Genomic DNA, 19,029 nt, shown 5'->3' on the forward strand with positions numbered 1-19,029 from the left:
GGCGGGCTGTGGGGAATGCTCAATTTTCCCTCACATGGCCCGCAAAGCCTTATGGCGTGGGGTTCAGCGCTGTGGGGAGAGACTTATCCACAGGCTTGCGAACAATTTCTGTGGACAAGTTTCCACCCACCGCCATTCCCAAACCCTCTACACACTCTTCCCCCTCAACGCCCAATTGAAAACGCGCCGCCCATCCGAAACCGGCTGCGTCAACCGATCGAACAACTGCGCGACGGCGCCGTCCAGTTGTGTAAGTGCCGATGCCCGGTTCAAGTCGAAAGCAAAGGCAGGCATCATCAGTCCACGATCATCTGACCCGCCACGCGCAGCGCCCGTCGCATCGCCGCCATAACGCGCAATCAAAGTATCGAGCCGCGCCACGATCGACTCGACATGCGCCGCGCTTACCTCCGCCGCATTGAGCGCTACCGCTTCCTGCAATGCGCCGCTCTGCGCAAACCCACTCAACACCCGCGCCCAATGCAGGCAACACAACAACGAACCCGTCGCCAACTCGACGTCCGGATTCCACACCACCACCCGCTGCGTCTGCAGCGGCCGCAGCGCGATCCGCAGATCATGCCAACCGCGATCGAGCTTGCGCATCGCGGCAACCGCGTCACCCGCCTGCGCGCCTGTCCCAGAGAGCCGCACGACGTCGCGTAGCGCGCCCAGCACCGCCGCAAGTCTCGCCTCGACATGCCGTGTCGCTGCAAGCGGCATCATTAGCATCGCGACGGCGAACGACACGAGGCAACCCACCAGCACTTCTTCGATCCGCAGTTCGACCAGCGGCCCCATCGCGAATCCCAGTTCGCCGTAGACCAGGCCGACGAGCACGGTGATGAAAAACACGCCCGGCGCATACGCGCTCAAGATGTAGTAAGCCCAGCCGAATACGCACAGCACCATCGCGATCACCAGCAACACCGGCGAATCATGCAGCGGTGCGACCAGCAACACGCTGACGAGCGCGCCAGCGAGCGTCCCCACGAGACGCTGCGCACCGCGATACACCGTGTCCGCGCGCGACCGTGTGCCAAGAAACACGACGAACGTCGTAATGACCGCCCAGAACCAGCGCTCCGGCGAAAGCGAATGGCCTATCAGCATCGCGAGCAATGCAGCGGTCGTGGCGCGCGTGGCGGGGAGCCAGCAGAGCTTGCTGCGCAAGTCGGCGAAGCGCTGCGCCGCGGTCAGCGTAATTGAAGCGCTCGCCGGTGCAGACGAAACGCGTCGCGCGTCGCCTCGTTGCGCAATCTCCTTGAGGCGCGCAATCGCGTGACGTAATACACCGGCACTCGCCTTGACGCCATCATCCACAGATCCCGATGCAAACGCATATTGCCCAGCCGCGACTTCTACTTCGACGATCTGTTCACGAATCGTTTTCGAATCCGACGGATTCAGCAGCGCCAACTGTTCTTCGAGCGACAGCGCGGCTTCATTCAACGCGGAGAGATGCGCGGCAACCGGAGCGTGAAGCACACGCGAAGCGCGCAGCATCACCGTATGAACGGCAAGGCGAAAGCTCGCCGCGGCTCGCATCGGCACCATGACGCGGCCCACCAGCGCGACCATCAACGGGCCGAACGCGGACAGCAAAAGCGACTGCACGAGATGCGCCGTCGAAGGATGCAGATAGAGGCCGAGGTAAAAACACACCACGCCCAGCATCGCGCAGCCCAATGCACGCGGTCCGCATGCCTGGCACAACATGCCGATGAACATCACCGCCAGCAAGCCCGCATCGCCGGCCAGCGGATAATGGCTCAACACGCTCGCCATAGCAAAGCACACGCAAGCGCAGAGATAAAGATAGAAGAGCGTGCCGAACCAGGCGGTGCGCTGCGCATCGCGCACGAATAACGGCGCGACCATCGCAAAGAGGATGCCGGGCGCGGCAAGGGTGATGGGCTGATCTTGGGAAACGGTCCACGCGATAGTGGCCACGCCAGCGAGCAGGCAGGCGAGCGCGACGCGCAGCGCGGTATGGAGGCGCACGAGTCCCGCGTCCGCGGCTAGCAGACGGTCGGCGACACGCGATAACGTGGCGGCAATCATGATCGATGATATCCAGGCTGATTGGCCGCCACCGGCTTTTGGCCGATTGCGGCAGGGCGGGCGCGCGGGCCCGCCACCTTCGTATCGCCGAACTGGGCTGCCATGCCGGGATCACCGGCTGACAACCCCGTCCGTCGACGGGCGATAACACTCGAACAGACACGCCGAAAGCGCTGCAAAGGGTGGTGCAGCGCATCCAGCGGGTTCGGGTTTTCCCGGATGATACCGGGTCAAAATTGCGCGTGTCGAATTTTGCCGCAGCGCAGTAGTGCAGTAGCGCAGGAACTCACGTCGAACCAAGGCAAGCCAGACCCCGGCCTGCCTTACGCCGCATCGTGGAAAATCACCCCGAGCGCGTGTCGTTGGCCCGAGCGTAAGCGGCTCACGCCATGCCGCAGATTCACCCGGTACGGACCGCGCGTCCCCTGAACCGGCCGGTGATGGACCGCGAACACCACCGCATCGCCCTTGCGGAGCGGCACCACTTCCGTACGCGACTGCATGCGCGGACGCTGCTCCGTCATGACGAATTCGCCGCCGGTGAAGTCCATGCCGGGCTCGGACAGCAGAATCGCGACCTGCAGCGGGAATACGTGTTCGCCATAGAGATCCTGATGCAGACAGTTGTAGTCGTCGGTCGCATATTGAAGCATCAGCGGCGTGGGGCGCGTTTGACCGGCGGCGTGGCAACGCTCGATAAATGCCGCATGCGCGGCCGGATACTGGACGTCGATCCCCATCGCCTGATTCCAGCGATCCGCCACCGGCGCGAGACGCGGATAAAGCTCGCGGCGCAAATCGGCGATCAACGTCGGCAGCGGATAAGAAAAGTACTTGTATTCGCCGCGGCCGAAACCGTGGCGCGCCATGACGACGCGGCTACGAAACAACGCATCGTGGGGATAGAGCGCGGTCAGCGAATCGCATTCCTCTGAGCTCAGCAGATTGCGCAGCATCGCGCAGCCGTAAGCGTTCAATTCTGCTTCGACATCGAACCAGTCGATCGCACCGATACGCTGCGCAGGCGAGCCGCGCGTCTCCGTTTCAGTGCCTTTCACGTCCGGCTTTTGTCCCGTGCCAGCTTTCAGGTCCAACGCCAAATCCAGCGTGCGCGACTCACTAACCTTCGCAACCGTGTCCATAATTTCTCCATCACGGGATCGTAACCATGATTGAGTGTAAGCACGGGCGTGATGCCGCACCCCCCGACTCTTGCTTTTCAATTCCGCGCTGTTCGCAGCCGGTGTCTCGGCAACGAGCGCATGATGTGCGGACGGATTCGGTCGCAGTGCCCCGCCGCACGGCGATTCAGCGAGCCTTAAGCAAATCCAAACACTCGCTTCGAAAATGCAAACTTCGCAGCACATGCTGCCTCGTTCATAGTAAGACTCTATTAAGCCCAATACGCGTATACGGAGACGGTGCCCATGTCTGCTTCCCCACAGAAACTCGACGACTGGCTCGACAAGCAGGAGGTGCTCAAAGACGACATCACCGCCTTCCCATTGAAGGCGATGGCCGCCACGCTCGATCGCGAAGAAAGCGGCGACAGCGTGCCGCCGCTGTGGCACTGGCTGTACTTTCTACCGGTTGCGCCGATGTCCGAAGTCGGCGCGGACGGCCATCCGAAGCGCGGCGGTTTCCTGCCGCCCGTGCCGCTGCCGCGCCGCATGTGGGCCGGCGGCCGCCTGACCTTTCACGCGCCCCTCAAGGTGGGCGAGCAGGCCACGCGCACTTCGACGATCGCCCATATCGAAGACAAGACCGGCCGCTCCGGCCGTCTCGTATTCGTCACGGTGCAGCACACTATCGAAGCCGGCGGCGAACTGAAGCTCGAAGAAGAACACGACATTGTCTATCGCGACGCGCCGCAGGAAGGCGCGCGTCCGCCGCAGCCGCAACTCGCGCCGGAAGGCGAAACGTGGCGCCGCGCGATCGACGCCGACGCCGTCATGCTGTTCCGCTACTCGGCGCTGACCTTCAATGGTCACCGCATTCACTACGACTATCCATACGTCACGGAAGTCGAAGGCTATCCAGGCCTGATCGTCCACGGTCCGTTGATTGCAACCCTGCTGGTCGACCTTGTGCGCCGCGAACAACCGCAGGCCACGCTGCAAAGTTTCGCTTTCAAGGCGGTGCGTCCGACCTTCGCCGGCCAGGCTTTCACGGTGTGCGGCAAGCCTTCCGCCGACGGCAAGATCATCGAGTTGTGGGCCAAAGACCACGAAGGCTATCTGACCATGCGCGCCACGGCCGCTATCGCCTGAGCTTCGCCTGAACCCCAAGAGATTCGTTTATGCAAACCACGCAGCAGGATTCCTTTCAGGACATTCGCGAAGCCGTTCGCGATCTGTGCCAGCAATTTTCCGGCGAATACTTTCGCAAAGTCGACGAAGCGCGCGGCTACCCGGAAGCTTTCGTCGACGCGCTCACCAAGGCCGGCTGGTTGGCCGCGCTGATTCCGCAGGACTTCGGAGGCTCGGGGCTCGGGCTGACCGAAGCGTCGGTCATCATGGAGGAAATCAATCGCGCCGGCGGCAACTCGGGCGCCTGCCACGGCCAGATGTACAACATGGGCACGCTGTTGCGCCACGGTTCCGAAGAGCAGAAGCACAAGTATCTGCCGAAGATCGCGTGCGGCGATTTGCGTCTGCAATCCATGGGCGTGACCGAGCCGTCCACCGGCACGGACACCACGAAGATCAAGACCACCGCCGAGCGGCGCGGCGACCGCTATGTGATCAACGGACAAAAGGTGTGGATCTCGCGCGTGCAGCATTCGGATCTGATGATCCTGCTCGCGCGCACGACGCCGCTTGCGGACGTGAAGAAGAAATCTGAGGGCATGTCGATCTTTATCGTCGATCTGCGCGAAGCGATCGGTCACGGCATGGCCGTGCAGCCGATTCTGAACATGGTCAATCACGAGACCAACGAACTTTTCTTCGATAACCTCGAAATCCCCGCCGAGAATCTGATCGGTGAAGAAGGGCAGGGCTTCAAGTACATCCTCGACGGCTTGAACGCGGAGCGCACGTTGATCGCCGCCGAATGTATCGGCGACGGCTACTGGTTCGTCGACAAGGTCACCGAGTATGCGAAAGAGCGCATTGTTTTCGGCCGTCCGATCGGCCAGAACCAGGGCGTGCAGTTTCCGATTGCGCGATCGTTCGTCAATGTCGAGGCGGCCAGCCTGATGCGCTTCGAGGCGGCGCGCCGGTTCGACGCGCATCAACCGTGCGGCGCCCAGGCGAACATGGCGAAACTGCTCGCGGCCGATGCGTCGTGGGAAGCGGCCAACGCCTGTCTGCAATTCCACGGCGGCTTCGGCTTTGCCTGCGAGTACGACGTCGAGCGCAAATTCCGTGAGACGCGGCTTTACCAGGTCGCACCGATATCCACCAATCTGATTCTTTCGTACGTGGCCGAGCATATTCTCGGGCTGCCGCGTTCGTTCTGACGCCAACAACATGAGACCACTCGACGGTATCAAAGTCGTCACGCTCGAACACGCGATCGCCGCGCCGTTCTGCACGCGCCAACTCGCGGATCTCGGCGCGCGGGTGATCAAGATCGAGCGGCCCGGCGTCGGCGACTTTGCGCGCGGCTACGACGAGCGCGTGCATGGACTGTCGTCGCATTTCGTCTGGACCAATCGTTCGAAGGAAAGTCTTGCGCTCGATCTGAAACAGCCTGTCGCGACGGAGATTCTCGATGCCCTCGTCGCCGACGCGGACGTGCTGGTGCAGAACCTCGCCCCCGGCGCCGCGGACCGGCTTGGTCTCAGCTACGACACGCTGAGCGAGAAGTATCCGAAGCTGATCGTCTGCGATATTTCCGGCTATGGTTCAGACGGACCGTATCGCGACAAGAAAGCTTACGACCTGCTGATCCAGAGCGAATCCGGTTTTCTGTCGATCACCGGTTCGCCCGGCGAGCCGGCCAAGGCCGGATGCTCGATTGCGGATATCGCGGCGGGCATGTACGCGTACTCGAACATTCTCAGCGCGCTGCTATTGCGTGGCCGCACGGGGCGCGGGTGCCGCATCGACGTGTCGATGCTGGAGAGCATGGTCGAGTGGATGGGTTATCCGCTCTATTACGCGATCGACGGTCAAGCGCCGCCCGCGCTCTCCGGCGCGGCGCACGCCACGATCTATCCGTACGGCCCGTTCCCGGCCGGCGACGGCAAGACGGTGATGCTCGGTCTGCAGAACGAGCGCGAATGGAAGCTCTTTTGTGAGCGCGTGTTGATGCAGCCAGAACTCGCCACCGACGAGCGCTTCAATTCGAACTCGAAACGCACGTCGGCGCGTGACGCTTTGCGCGAGGTGATCGTCGCGGCTTTTGCGAAGCTGAGCGTGGCGCAAGTGATCGAGCGGCTGGATAGCGCCGGTATTGCCAATGCGCAAATGAACTCGCTCAGCGACGTATGGGCGCATCCGCAACTGAAGGCCCGCGAGCGCTGGCATGAGGTCGGCACGCCGGCGGGCATGGTGCCCGCGTTATTGCCGCCGGGCTTGCCGACGGATATCGACCCGCGTATGGATCCGGTTCCCGCGCTCGGCGAGCATACCGATGCGATTCTTCGCGAACTCGGCTACGACAGCGCGCGGATCGACGCGCTGCGAGCCGCCGGCACGATCTGAATATGTCCTGTGCAGGCGTGTAAGCGACGCCACGCCGGCGACCCGAACGAACTCGAAGCGACCTCACATGAACGACCATCCTAGTTTGACGCTTGCCACCTTTGCCGCTCAACTCGACTTCGACAGCATTCCACACGCCGTGGTGGAGCGCACCGTCAACCTTTACGTCGACTGGCTCGGCTCGGCGCTGGCGGGCAAAGGCGCGCGGCCGGTCGAGACGATCGCGCGCTTCGCCCGCCAGGCCGGCGGCGCGTCGAACGACGGCGCATGCGAAGTGTTGATCGACCGCAGTCGCACCACGCCGTATTTCGCGGCGATGATCAACGGCGCGGCGTCGCACTTCGCCGAACAGGACGACGTGCACAACGGCTCGGTGTTTCATCCCGCGACGGTGGTGTTTCCGGTGGCGCTCGCGCTGGCGCAAGCGCATCGCAAGTCGGGGCGCGACTTGATCGCGGCGGCGGTCGCGGGCTATGAAGTCGGCATCCGCATCGGCGAGTTTCTTGGGCGCTCGCACTACAAGGTGTTTCACACCACGGGTACGGCGGGCACGGTCGCGGCCGCCGCGACAGCGGGACGGTTGCTCGGTTTGTCGCCGGTGCAAATGCTCGACGCGTTCGGCTCGGCGGGTACGCAGGCAAGCGGCCTGTGGGAGTTTCTGCGCGATGCCGCCGACTCGAAACAACTGCATACGGCCATGGCGGCGGCCAACGGACTGATGGCCGCGCAACTCGCCGCCGACGGCTTCAAGGGCGCGACGCACATTCTGGAAGGCGCGCAAGGCATGGCGGCGGGCATGTCGAGCGATGCCGACCCGGCGCGTCTCGTCGACCGCCTGGGTAGCCGCTGGGCGACGGCGGAGACGTCGTTCAAGTATCACGCGGCGTGCCGTCACACGCATCCCGCCGCCGACGCGTTGCTCGCCGTGGTGCGGGAACACCGTCTCGCGCCACGCGACATCGCGAAGGTCGTGGCGCACGTCCATCAAGGCGCGCTCGACGTGCTCGGCGCGGTCGTCACGCCGCGCACCGTTCATCAGGCGAAGTTCAACATGGGCACGGTGCTGGGGCTCGTCGCGCATCACGGCTATGCGGGCGTGACCGAATTCGAGCAGGGCTTCGACGCGGATGCGATCGCCGCCTTCCGCGACAACGTCGAGATGGCTTTCGACGCCGAAGTCGACGCCGCTTATCCCGCGCGCTGGATCGGCAAGGTAACGGTCACGACCACCGACGGCCGCACGTTCAAAGGCCGCGTCGACGAACCGAAAGGCGACCCCGGCAATACGCTGTCGCGCGATGAAATCGCCACCAAGCTGCATCGGCTGGCGGCATTTTCGGGGGCGGCCACCGAAGGCGAGGCCGCGCGATTGCTCGGCAATGCGTGGCAAATCGCGAAACAAACGCAGGTCGGATCGGTCCTTGAAGCCGAGTCCGACGCGACGGTGGCCGCATGAGCGGCGCACTGCCGCGCTCTTATCTGTTCGTGCCGGGCAACCGCCCTGAGCGCTTCGAGAAAGCGCATGCGGCCGGCGCGGACGCGGTGATTCTCGATCTCGAAGATGCCGTGCAGCCCGACGAAAAACCGGCGGCGCGCGCGGTGGTGTTAGCCGCTGTATCGAGCGAAGCATCACGGCGCGCGTGGGTGCGCATCAATAGCTCGGACACGCCCTGGTTCAACGCGGATGTCGCCGCGCTGTCAGGACAGCCGGGTGTCGCCGGGATCGTGTTGCCTAAAGCGGAGACGCGCGACCAGATTGAAGCCGTGCTGGCGACGGCGCATGCCACCTTGAGCGTGATGCCGATCGTGGAAACCGCGCGTGGGTTTGCGAGCCTGGCGGTGTTGTGCGCCGCGCCGCGCGTGCAACGCATCGTGTTCGGCACGCTGGATTTTCAGATCGATCTGGGTATCGACGGCGACGGCGAGGAACTGCATCTGTTCCGCTCGCAGATCGTGCTGGCCTCGCGGCTTGCCGGCATCGGCGCGCCGGTGGACGGCGTGTCGACCACCATCACCGATACCGAGGCCATCGAAGCCGATGCGCGTCGCGGCCGGCGCTTCGGTTTCGGCGGCAAGCTGTGCATTCATCCGAAGCAGATCGATGCGGTGCATCGCGCGTACGCGTGGAGCGACGCGGACAAGGCATGGGCGCAACGCGTCCTTGCCGCAGTGGAAACGAGCCAGGGCGCGGCGGTGGCGGTCGACGGCAAGATGGTCGATATGCCGGTGATCCTGAAGGCGCGGAGGATCCTCGCGGGCGCGTAGGGTGCGGCAAGCGCATCGCCGACGCGAAGCCGCGAGCCGTCCATTAACCGCGACAAAACATCGGCTTCCAATAATGCCAATTCCCTGAAGACGCGGCGTGACGCAATCTTGACGTCACGCGGGGGGACGCATCCGCGCCGCGTGACTCAACACCATGCAAAGAGCCGTCGTCATAAAAAGACAGCCATGCATCACTGTTTTGCGCGCGCGGTCCAACCGTGCGCGGACCCATCAGGAGACACAATTTGGCAACCGTCAATTCCGGCGCGCGGCTCGACCGTCTGCCCATCAGCCGTTTTCACTGGAACATTCTCGGCCTGATCGGCGCAGGCGCCTTCCTCGACGCATTCGATATCTATCTCGCTAACGGCGCGTTAGCCGCAATGGTCAAGAGCGGCTTCACCGATTTGCGGCTCGGTTCGTTTTTCATCTCCGCGACCTTCATGGGCATGATGATCGGCGCGGGTCTGTCCGGTTATCTCGGCGACCGCTTCGGCCGGCGTTATTCGTATCAGGCGAATCTGGCGATCTTCGGTCTCGCGTCGATCGCCGCGTGCTTCGCGCCGAATATTTACTGGCTGATCCTGCTGCGTTTCATCATGGGCGTGGGGCTTGGGGCAGAACTGGTGGTGGCGGCCGGGACCCTGTGCGAATTCGTGCCGCCGGCCACGCGCGGTCGCTGGACTTCGCTGCTCGCGTTGATCATCAATTCCGGCCTCCTCGGCGCGACGGCGATCGGCTACTGGGTGATTCCGCATCTCGGCTGGCGCTATATGTTTGCGATTGCCGGGATCGGTGCGCTCGTCGTGTGGTTTCTGCGGCATCGCATGCCGGAATCGCCGCGCTGGCTGGAAACGGTCGGACGGCTCGACGAAGCCGAGGCAACGGTGTCGGCGATCGAGCGGCAAGTCGAAGCGCGGGTCGGCAAGTTGCCGCCGGTGGCCCGCGTGATGAGCCACGAGGTGCCGGCCGCGCCGTTCTCTGCGCTATTCGCGCGCGGCATGATCGGCCGCACGCTGGTGGCGGCGCTCACCTGCATGGCGATCAACATGTCGCTGTATGGGTTCGTCGCGTGGTTGCCGACGTTCTTCGTCAAGGAAGGGCTGACGATCGTGCAATCGTTGGGATTCGTGCTGCTGATGTCGTTCGGCGCACCGGCCGGCGCGGTGGTCGGGTATCTGGTCACGGACCGGATCGGCCGGCGTAACGGCATCGTGCTGTTCTCGCTCGTGACGATCGCGCTCGGGTTCGTGTACGTGCAGATGCGGGCGCCGGCGGCGATTTCCATCGTTGGGTTCGCACTGGTGACGGCGATCTATACGGTATGCACGCTCGGATTGTTCGGCTACATCCCGGAACTGTTCCCGACCGCGCACCGGTTGCGGGGGACGGGCGTCGCCGGCACATGCGGACGCGCCGCGTCCATGTCGACACCTTATGTGGCGCTGCTGTTGTACACGCACTTCGGTGTGACCGGCGTGCTGACGATGGTCGGCGGCGTTCTGCTGTTGCTGAGCGTGGCGATCCTTGCGCTGCGGATCGAAACGAGTCAGCAGACGCTAGAGGACATCTCGCCCGATGCCGAGCTCACGCCGGGCGGAGAGTGGTTCGAAAAGTCGGTGTAGCCGATCGAGCGTATGAGGTGGTCCGTCGATTGGCTCTTCCAGACGCGAACGCGTTCCAAAGTAACCGCACCTCGACGCCGCACCGCTGCGCTCGCGAACCTACCGCGTGCCCCGCTTTTGTGCGCGACGCGCGCGAGCGAGTGCATCGACGGCGCTCGCCAGCGGGCCGCGAAGCGCTCAGCAGACGGCGGGCGCCGCCGCATCGCTTTCGCATTCGGCCAGCAGCGAGAGCAGCTTGTCCAGCGCAAATGGTTTCCTCAGAAAGCCTTTGACGGGGAAGGCGGGCGCTTCGCCGCTGCCGCTCGTGAGAATCACGGGTACGGAAGCCAGTTCACTGCGGGCCTGCATCGATTCGATCAGTTCGGCGCCGTCCATGTTGGGCATGCGCCAGTCGCACACCACCGCGCTGACGCGCGTGCGTTGCAGTCGTTCAAAAGCTTCGGCGCCGTCCGCCGCCGTGGCGACCGTGTAACCACGGCCGACCAGCACGGCGCGTAGCGCGGACAATGCCTCGGGTTGGTCGTCGACCAGTAATACGCGACTCATAGTGCTTATGCCTGAAATATTCGGTTGGACCGGGCCGCGGGTGTCCGTGGCGCCAGCCTTGACAGGGAGGCGGCCTGAATTGCCATATGTTCTTGCCCTGTCGAGCCGCAACATAAAGCAAGTGCTGTGCCTGGCTATATGCAGGAAGGCGACGTGCGACGTTGCGGGCGAAACCGACGGCTCGGCGGAAACCGTCCGGCACTTTCTTCACGCCCGGTTAAGATTGGCCTTTGTCTTGCAAGCGCCCAGCGGCGCTTCAACCAGGCCGCCATCATGCATTTCGATTTCGTGGACTTGCGTCTGCTCATCAATATCGCCGACACGCAAAATCTGGCGCGCGCCGCGGAGCGATCGCATCTGTCGGCACCGGCGGCGAGCAACCGGGTCAAGAATCTCGAGGAACAACTAGGTTTCAAGCTGCTTTATCGCACCAGCCAGGGCGTGACGCTTACGCCCGCGGGCGAAGCCTTCGTGCATCACGCGCGGCTCGTGCTCGAACGGGTCGAGCATCTGGCCGGCGACATGCAGGAGTACGGCGAAGGCATCAAGGGACACGTACGCATCTGGGCCAATACCACGGCGATCAGCGAGTTCATGCCGGCCGTGCTGAGCCATTTCTTGCGCGATCATCCTGACGTCAACATCGACCTGCGCGAAGTGTTGAGCGGTGAAATCGTCAAGGGTGTGGCGGATAGCGCGACGGATATCGGCATCGTCGCGGGTAACGTGCACGCGGAGCACCTGGAAATGCTGCCGTATCGCGACGACCGGCTCGTGTTGGTCACGTCGCGCGATCATCCAATGGCGCGTCTGGCGTCGGTGGACTTTGCGCAAGTGCTCACGGCCAATTTCGTGAGCTTGCCGACCTCTAGCGCGATCCACGCGTTCATCACGAGTGCCGCCGATGCGCTCGGCGCGCGGCTGAAACTGCGCATCCAGGTCGGCAACTTCGAAGCCGCTTGCCGGATGATCGAAGCGGGAGTGGGCATCGGCATCGTGCCGGAGTCGGTCGCGCTGCGGCACAGGAAGACGATGCAGATCGCCACGGTCGGGCTGAACGATCCTTGGGCCGAGCGCAAGCTCAAGATCTGCGTGCGCAGCCTCAAGGACCTGCCGCCGTTCGCGAGCGTGCTGGTCGACCGGCTGATGGCAGGCGTTTAAGGCCGATAGTTGCCGGCGTTCAGTCGCGCGCCATTGATCGGTGACGATCAAGCTGCCGGTCCAGATGTCGTTCCGGGCGCCCTCTCTGGCGGCGTCATGTATTTCCAATAAGAAACTAATGTGTCAGAGCCGATGTGCGGGCGTGAGTTGACGCCCACGTTCGCCAAAACGCGAAACAATTGATTCGGCGGACCGACTTGCATAGGCACAGCAAGACTTTGCGGGCTTTGCCCCGGCCCGCTCCGGGCAAATACCCTTGCCGCCATAAAAGCCCGCGTGTATAGTTTCCGAACTTACTCTTGTTTCGCATCGGAAATTAAAGGGATTTTCATGGACGCTTCCACCATCCTCGCCGACCTCGGCATCGCCCACGCGGCGCAAGCCGGCGACATCGCGGTTCATTCGCCTATCAGCGGCGAACTCATCGGCCGAGTGGCCAGCAACACGGTGGCGGAAGTCGACACGGCCCTTGCCCAGGCGAAAGAGGCGTACACCGCCTGGCGCAACGTGCCGGCGCCGCGGCGCGGCGAACTGGTGCGTCTGCTCGGCAACCGTCTGCGTGAAAAGAAGCAGGCGCTCGGTAGCATCATCACGCTCGAGACCGGCAAGATTCTTCAGGAAGGCTTGGGCGAAGTGCAGGAAATGATCGACATCTGCGATTTCGCGGTCGGTCTGTCGCGCCAGCTGTACGGCCTGACGATCGCCTCGGAGCGTCCGGGGCATCGCATGGCGGAGACGTGGCATCCCATGGGCATCTGCGTCGTGATCTCGGCGTTCAATTTTCCGGCCGCGGTGTGGTCGTGGAATGCGGCACTCGCGCTGGTCTGCGGCAATGCGGTGATCTGGAAGCCGTCGGAAAAGACCCCGCTCACCGCACTCGCCGTCAATCAGATTCTCAGCGAAGCGCTGCACGAGTTCGGCGACGCGCCGGCCGGCCTTACCGCCTTGATCAACGGCGGCCGCGACGTGGGCGCGAAGCTGGTGGCCGATCCGCGCGCGTCGATTGTCAGCGCGACGGGCAGCACGGAAATGGGTCGCACGGTCGGCGTGGAAGTGGCGAAGCGCTTCGGCCGCTCGCTGCTCGAACTCGGCGGCAACAATGCGGGCATCGTCACGCAAACGGCGGATCACGAACTCGCCATGCGCGGCATTCTGTTTTCGGCGGTGGGCACGGCGGGTCAGCGTTGCACGTCGTTGCGCCGTTTGTTCGTGCACGAGAGCGTGTACGACAAAACCATCGAGCGTCTGAAGCAGTTGTACAGCAAGGTGCCGATCGGCAACCCGCTCCAAAAGGGCACGCTGATGGGCCCGCTGATCGACAAGCAATCGTATGGCCGCATGCAGGAAGCACTGCAGCAGGCCACGGCCGAAGGTGGCAAGGTGTTCGGCGGCGAGCGCGTCGACGTGAAGGGCTATGAAAACGGCTATTACGTGCGTCCGGCTATCGTCGAAATGCCGTCGCAAACGTCGGTGGTGTTGAAGGAAACGTTCGCGCCGATTCTCTACGTGTTGCGCTACAGCGATTTCGCCGACGCAGTCGAGGCGAACAACGCGGCGGTGCACGGCCTGTCGTCGTGCGTATTCACTACCGATCTTCGCGAAGCGGAACGCTTCCTGTCCGACTCCGGCAGCGACTGCGGCATCGCGAACGTCAACATCGGACCGAGCGGCGCGGAAATCGGTGGCGCGTTCGGCGGCGAGAAGGAAACCGGCGGCGGCCGCGAGTCGGGTTCGGATGCGTGGAAGGCCTATATGCGCCGCGCCACCAATACGGTCAACTACTCGTCCGCGTTGCCACTCGCGCAAGGTATCGACTTCAATATCGGCTGATGCCGTTCGCTTGACCGGTGCAAAGCAACGGCGCATTCCTGCGCCGTTGCTAACTGACATAACCTCTTCAGCAATCCGTTTGCGCCGCCGGCGTTTGCGAGCGGCCACGCTACTCGTGGAGTAAGACGTGAGTTCCAAAGTCGTGATCGTCGGCGGTGGGGTGATCGGCAGCTCGATTGCGTATTTCTTGCGGCTTTCCGATCCGACAGTCGGCGTGACTGTGATCGAACGCGATCCGACTTATGCGCGCTCGTCGTCGGCGTTATCGGCGGCGTCGATCCGTCAGCAATTCTCCACACCGCTTTCCATTCAGATGTCGTTATACGGCATCGAGTTTTTGCGCTCGATCGGCGAGCGGCTCGAGGTCGATGGCGCGAAGCCGTCGATCGATCTGCACGAAGGCGGTTATCTGTTTCTCGCAACACCGGCCGGCGAGACGACGCTGCGCGAGAATCACGCGCTGCAAACGAGTCTTGGCGCCGACATCAGCCTGCTCGACCAGCACGCATTGCAAGCGCGCTTTCCCTGGCTCAACACAGAAGACCTCGTGGCCGGCGCGTACGGTGAAAGCGGCGAGGGCTGGTTCGACGGCTATGGACTCGTGCAGGCACTCCGCAAGAAGGCGCAGTCGCTCGGCGCGCGCTACATCGCCGCCGACGTCACCGCCGTTCACCGCGACGGCAAACGCGTCACGCAAGTGCAGACCGCGAGCGGCGAGACCTACGCTTGCGACGTAATGGTCAATGCAGCCGGCGCATGGTCGCGCAAAGTCGCGCAGATGGTCGGCATCGACATTCCGGTCTACGCGCGGCGCCGCAGTATTTTCAACGTCAGCTCGCCGGGGCAGCTCGAACGGTGTCCGTTGCTGATCGATCCGAGCGGCGTGTACTTCCGTCCCGAAGGCAAATCGTTTATCTGCGGCACGTCGCCGTCGGCGGATAACGACCCCGACGATCTGCCGCTCGACGAAGTCGATCACGCACTCTTCGACGACGTGATCTGGCCGACGCTCGCGCATCGCGTGCCGCAATTCGAAGCGTTGCGCGTGCAGAATTGCTGGTCCGGCTACTACGAATACAACGTGCTCGATCAGAACGCGATCATCGGCTATCACCCGGATGTCGATAACTGCATTTTCGCCAACGGTTTTAGCGGTCACGGTTTGCAGCAAGGTCCTGCAACGGGGCGCGGCATCAGCGAACTGATTCTGCATGGCCGCTACACGACGCTCGATCTGGGCTCACTGAGCTTCACACGTGTGCTGGAAAACCGGCCCATCGTGGAGAAAAACGTGGTGTAGCCGCGTGCATCGGGGTGATGCGGAAAACGCAATACGTAGTGCGTAGATATCGTTTGCCGCCCAACTCGCCGATGGCCACAATCGGCGACGATCTTTCTTCCTGAGAAGCGGCCCGTCACCATGTTCACGTTCAATCCCGCATTCGAAGCGCCGACCGGTTCGCCGATCCGCGAACTGTTCAAGTATCTGGCGCAACCCGGCATGATCTCGTTCGCCGGCGGCTATCCGGCGAGCGACCTGTTCGATCGTGACGGGCTCGATGCCGCTGCATCGCGCGCGTCGCGACACACCACGCTCTGCCTGCAATACGGCCCGACCGACGGCCTGCCTGTCCTCAAAGAACAACTCGCGCACCTGATGACGCGCCGCGGCGTGTCTTGCACGCCGCAGGACTTGCTGGTGACGACCGGCTCGCAGCAAGGCTTCGATTTGCTGCTGCGCGTGATGGTCGCGCCCGGCGACGCGGTGCTGGTCGAGCAGCCCGCTTATCCCGCGACCTTGCAGGCGCTCAAGCTGCAAGAGGCCGACGTGGTCACGATTCCCGTCGATCAGAACGGCCTCGATATCGACGCGCTCGCCGCGCTACTCGACTCGGGCACATTGCGCCGGCCGCCGAAGCTGTTGTACACGGTGCCCACGTTCGCGAATCCGACTGGCGCGACCTTGTTGCTCAAACGCCGCACGGCGTTGGTGAAGCTGGCGGCGCGTCACCGCTTTCTGATCGTCGAAGACGATCCCTACGGCGATCTGCGCTTCACTGGCGCGGCGTTGCCTTCGCTGCTCGCCCTGAGCGAACAGGTGCCGGGGTCGCGCGATTGGGTCGTGCATTTCTCCAGTCTCTCGAAGATCGTCGCGCCGGGTTTGCGCGTGGGCTGGACGCTCGCGCACGCGGAGATTCTGCGACGCTGCGTGGTCGCCAAGCAGACCGTCGATCTGTGCAGCTCGCCGTGGACCCAGGCGATCGCCGCGGAGTATCTCGCGAGCGGTGCGCTGGAGCAGCATTTGCCGCGGATCGTCGACGCCTACGCTGTGAAATGCCGCACGCTATGCGACGCGCTCGACGCGCAACTGGCGGAACAGATCGCATTTCATCGTCCTGCTGGCGGCATGTTCGTATGGGCGCGATTGAAGGCCGGTCAGAATGCGTCCGATTATCTGCGCGCCTGTATCGAGCGCAATGTGATGTTTGTGCCGGGCGTCGCGTTCTATAAAGACAATATCGATTCGTCGGCACTGCGCTTGTCGTTTGCCGCGCCCGGTGTGTCGGATATCGAAACCGGCGTGCGGAGAATGAAGCAGGCGCTTGAGCATTTTTGACGGCGGCTAAGGTGATGCTCGCATCAAAGCAGTAATCGCGATGCCTGAAATAACCCGGCGAGCACATTGCGTGCAGCCGGGTTTTTTTACGCGCACGCTAAATCAAGCGGATTTAGCATAATGACTTCGGACGAGTAATGCCATGCAAGCCGACGGGCGCTGTACCCACAGCGTCGAGGCCATGCCCCGCGTGTTCCGGCCTATAGGCGCGGCACTGGCTCAGGCCATTTAAACGAATCGAATCGCCGCATCCAATGGAAGCGTTTCCTATTCCCTTAATCAGGCATGTGTCCGATTTTTGTCAAACTCCTCAAGCAAAGTCCCACTGTTAAATAGGAAGCATCGCTGGTTTTCAGTTAAAAATATCGGTTATCATCGCTGCCTTCGGAGATTGATCCCGCTGGCTTAATCCACCGGGCATCCGCGTTAATACCGTCGCATCGAGCCAGAAGAAATCAGATGAAGATGTCGCGCAAAAAGATTGCAATCCTGGTAGCCGGTCTTCTGGTCGTGGCCGGCGTGATCATTCAGGCGGTGTGGCGTCCTTTTGGTCATCGCAAAGTCGCCGAGAACAGCGAAGTCGTCCTCGATATTCATCACCCTGACGCGGTTATCGACAGCGAAGCGCTGTCGCGTTTGCCGCGCGACATCCTGCGCGTGCCGCTGCTGCACGACGTGCTGACGCAAGACTTCGTCGACTATTACGAATCGAGCAATACGCGCCTGTCGGCCGAAGGCGCGCTGCGGCGTCTCGCGTTCGAACATCAACTCGACTGGCGCGACGAACTGATCCGCCGCGTCTTCGACGAACCCGCGCATGTGCTGCTGTGGCGCTCGCCCGACGGCCGCCTCGGCTACTGGGCGATGTCGATGCATCGCAACGGCCTCGCCAAGCTGCTGCAAGGCGTGGGCAACGTCGCCACGAGCGACGCGCAGCTGAGCCAGGTGGCCAAGCTTTCCGGCGACGTGCCAGTCTACGCATTGAAGCTGGCGGTCGGTCGCACGCTGCTGTTCGCCACTAAAGACGACCGGCTGGTGGTGCTGTCCGCGCCCGGCGTACTGCTCGACGGCAAGGGCGGCTTGCTGAGCGAGCGGGCCGACGCCGTGTCCGAGATGCTGTCCTCAGGCCGCGACGATGCCGCGCATGCCTATCGGCTCGATGCTTCCGGCGACGCGCCAAAGGGCCATCGGCTGGTGGTGTCGGCGAACTACCTGTCGTTCGGCTATCAGGCGTTCTTCTCCGGTATCGACGCGTTGCGTTTCGACTTCTCCCCGAACGGCAACGGCAACGCCGCGGCGAACTGGCAGACCTCGGCGCTGATCGATCCGGGCAAGTTGCCGCAGCAGTGGAACGGCGCTGACCTGTGGCGCGCGTTGCCGGCCAATGCGGCGGCCTGCACGAGCTTGCCGGCGGACTGGAAAGAAGCCTCGGGTCTGTTGGGCAAAGTGGCCGGCGGCGGCGCGGGCAACGCAGCCGCGATCGGCGATCAGCTCACCGGCCCCGCAGCGGTGTGCTGGTATGCAAAGTCCACGCTGGTCGCGCCGGTGTTCGTCGCGCGCGTGAAGCAGCAGGACGCGGCCGGCATCGCCGCATTGAAGACCGCGCTCGGCAAGACTTTCGGCGATGTGATCGGCGCCTATGAAGCGAAGGCCGCCAAAGCCGACGGCGCCGACTCCGGCTATCGCCGCTTGCCGGTCACCACGCGCGATCAGGGCGCGGACGTCACCGTGTGGCAGCGTCCGGTGAGCGCGCGTTCGGGCACGGCGGTGAGCAGCAAGGCGTCGTTCGCGTCGCAGTTGTCGGCGGAACGTTATTTCCCGGTCACGCTCGCACTCGCACACGGCTATCTGATTTTCTCGCCGGACGGCCGCCTCGTCGACGACACGCTCGCGGTGCTCGACAAGCGCTACCCGGCGCTCGCCGACACGCTCGCGCCGCAACGTCTGCCGCGCACGATTCTGACGCTCGCGCCGTCGTCGGCAGCCGCGCTGATCGAACGCGAGGCCGGCGCAGCGTTGCCGGCGGATCAGGAAGCGGTGTTCCGCAATGCGTCGCGCACACATCTCATGCCGAAGCTGCACGCGCTCGCTCACTACCCGCCAGTTTCGTTGACGCTGCCGCAGAATCTGCCGGGCTCGACGGGCTGGGTGCCGGTGGAGTGGTGGTTCGACCGCGCGAAAGCAGATGCGGGTTCGAATACGAGCGCGGCGGATACGCCCGCGGATCAGCCCGGCACCGAGGGCGACTGAGTGCGCCGCCTTCGCGTAT

General features: G+C 63.4%; 14 protein-coding genes. 11 read left to right on the plus strand and 3 right to left on the minus strand.

From position 1 onward, the window contains the following. Window positions 1-147: 147 nt before the first annotated feature. Together B0G71_RS33325 and B0G71_RS33330 are read right to left on the minus strand one after the other, a co-directional pair. Window positions 148-2,064 carry an FUSC family protein gene (locus B0G71_RS33325; protein ID WP_116147234.1) on the minus strand — a complete coding sequence of 639 codons (1,917 nt, stop codon included), beginning with the start codon at window positions 2,062-2,064 and terminating at the stop codon, window positions 148-150. Between the two features lie 323 nt (window positions 2,065-2,387). Beyond that, window positions 2,388-3,206, minus strand: coding sequence for a 2OG-Fe(II) oxygenase (locus B0G71_RS33330; RefSeq protein WP_116147236.1), 819 nt, complete (start codon window positions 3,204-3,206; stop codon window positions 2,388-2,390). A 285-nt stretch (window positions 3,207-3,491) separates the two neighbouring features. Here B0G71_RS33330 and B0G71_RS33335 point away from each other — a divergent pair, with 285 nt between their 5' ends. From B0G71_RS33335 to B0G71_RS33360, 6 genes are all read left to right on the plus strand, one after another. After that, complete coding sequence (locus B0G71_RS33335) at window positions 3,492-4,334, plus strand: MaoC family dehydratase N-terminal domain-containing protein (protein WP_116147238.1); 843 nt, start codon at window positions 3,492-3,494, stop codon at window positions 4,332-4,334. A gap of 29 nt (window positions 4,335-4,363) precedes the next feature. Then, window positions 4,364-5,527 carry an acyl-CoA dehydrogenase family protein gene (locus tag B0G71_RS33340; RefSeq protein ID WP_116147240.1) on the plus strand — a complete coding sequence of 388 codons (1,164 nt, stop codon included), beginning with the start codon at window positions 4,364-4,366 and terminating at the stop codon, window positions 5,525-5,527. Between the two features lie 10 nt (window positions 5,528-5,537). Continuing rightward, window positions 5,538-6,716 carry a CaiB/BaiF CoA-transferase family protein gene (locus B0G71_RS33345; protein ID WP_116147242.1) on the plus strand — a complete coding sequence of 393 codons (1,179 nt, stop codon included), beginning with the start codon at window positions 5,538-5,540 and terminating at the stop codon, window positions 6,714-6,716. Window positions 6,717-6,783: 67 nt separating this feature from the next. Next, window positions 6,784-8,172 (plus strand): MmgE/PrpD family protein, encoded by a 1,389-nt coding sequence (locus B0G71_RS33350; protein WP_116147244.1) that lies wholly within the window; start codon window positions 6,784-6,786, stop codon window positions 8,170-8,172. Continuing rightward, window positions 8,169-8,981 (plus strand): CoA ester lyase, encoded by an 813-nt coding sequence (locus B0G71_RS33355; RefSeq protein ID WP_116147246.1) that lies wholly within the window; start codon window positions 8,169-8,171, stop codon window positions 8,979-8,981. The genes B0G71_RS33350 and B0G71_RS33355 overlap by 4 nt, the downstream gene beginning before the upstream one ends. Window positions 8,982-9,226: 245 nt before the next feature. After that, window positions 9,227-10,606 (plus strand): MFS transporter, encoded by a 1,380-nt coding sequence (locus B0G71_RS33360; protein ID WP_116147248.1) that lies wholly within the window; start codon window positions 9,227-9,229, stop codon window positions 10,604-10,606. Window positions 10,607-10,783: 177 nt separating this feature from the next. On the opposite strand, the gene B0G71_RS33365 is transcribed toward B0G71_RS33360, so the two are convergent. Continuing rightward, window positions 10,784-11,152: a response regulator gene (locus B0G71_RS33365; protein ID WP_116147250.1), complete on the minus strand. Its 369-nt coding sequence runs from the start codon at window positions 11,150-11,152 to the stop codon at window positions 10,784-10,786. A gap of 273 nt (window positions 11,153-11,425) precedes the next feature. Between B0G71_RS33365 and B0G71_RS33370 the strand changes: the two genes are divergently transcribed. The 5 genes from B0G71_RS33370 (at window position 11,426) to B0G71_RS33390 (ending at window position 19,010) form a co-directional block, all read left to right on the plus strand. After that, complete coding sequence (locus tag B0G71_RS33370; RefSeq protein WP_116147251.1) at window positions 11,426-12,313, plus strand: LysR family transcriptional regulator; 888 nt, start codon at window positions 11,426-11,428, stop codon at window positions 12,311-12,313. Between the two features lie 330 nt (window positions 12,314-12,643). After that, a complete protein-coding gene (locus tag B0G71_RS33375) occupies window positions 12,644-14,143 on the plus strand; it encodes an aldehyde dehydrogenase family protein (protein ID WP_116147253.1) in 1,500 nt (499 codons plus the stop codon). A 127-nt stretch (window positions 14,144-14,270) separates the two neighbouring features. Then, window positions 14,271-15,443 carry an FAD-binding oxidoreductase gene (locus B0G71_RS33380; RefSeq protein ID WP_116147255.1) on the plus strand — a complete coding sequence of 391 codons (1,173 nt, stop codon included), beginning with the start codon at window positions 14,271-14,273 and terminating at the stop codon, window positions 15,441-15,443. A 120-nt stretch (window positions 15,444-15,563) separates the two neighbouring features. Next, on the plus strand, window positions 15,564-16,760 hold the full coding sequence (locus B0G71_RS33385; RefSeq protein ID WP_116147257.1) for a PLP-dependent aminotransferase family protein: 1,197 nt from the start codon (window positions 15,564-15,566) through the stop codon (window positions 16,758-16,760). A 459-nt stretch (window positions 16,761-17,219) separates the two neighbouring features. Next, window positions 17,220-19,010 (plus strand): DUF2138 domain-containing protein, encoded by a 1,791-nt coding sequence (locus B0G71_RS33390; protein ID WP_116147259.1) that lies wholly within the window; start codon window positions 17,220-17,222, stop codon window positions 19,008-19,010. Window positions 19,011-19,029 lie beyond the last annotated feature (19 nt).

The organism is Paraburkholderia sp. BL27I4N3, assembly GCF_003386115.1.
Lineage (GTDB): Bacteria > Pseudomonadota > Gammaproteobacteria > Burkholderiales > Burkholderiaceae > Paraburkholderia.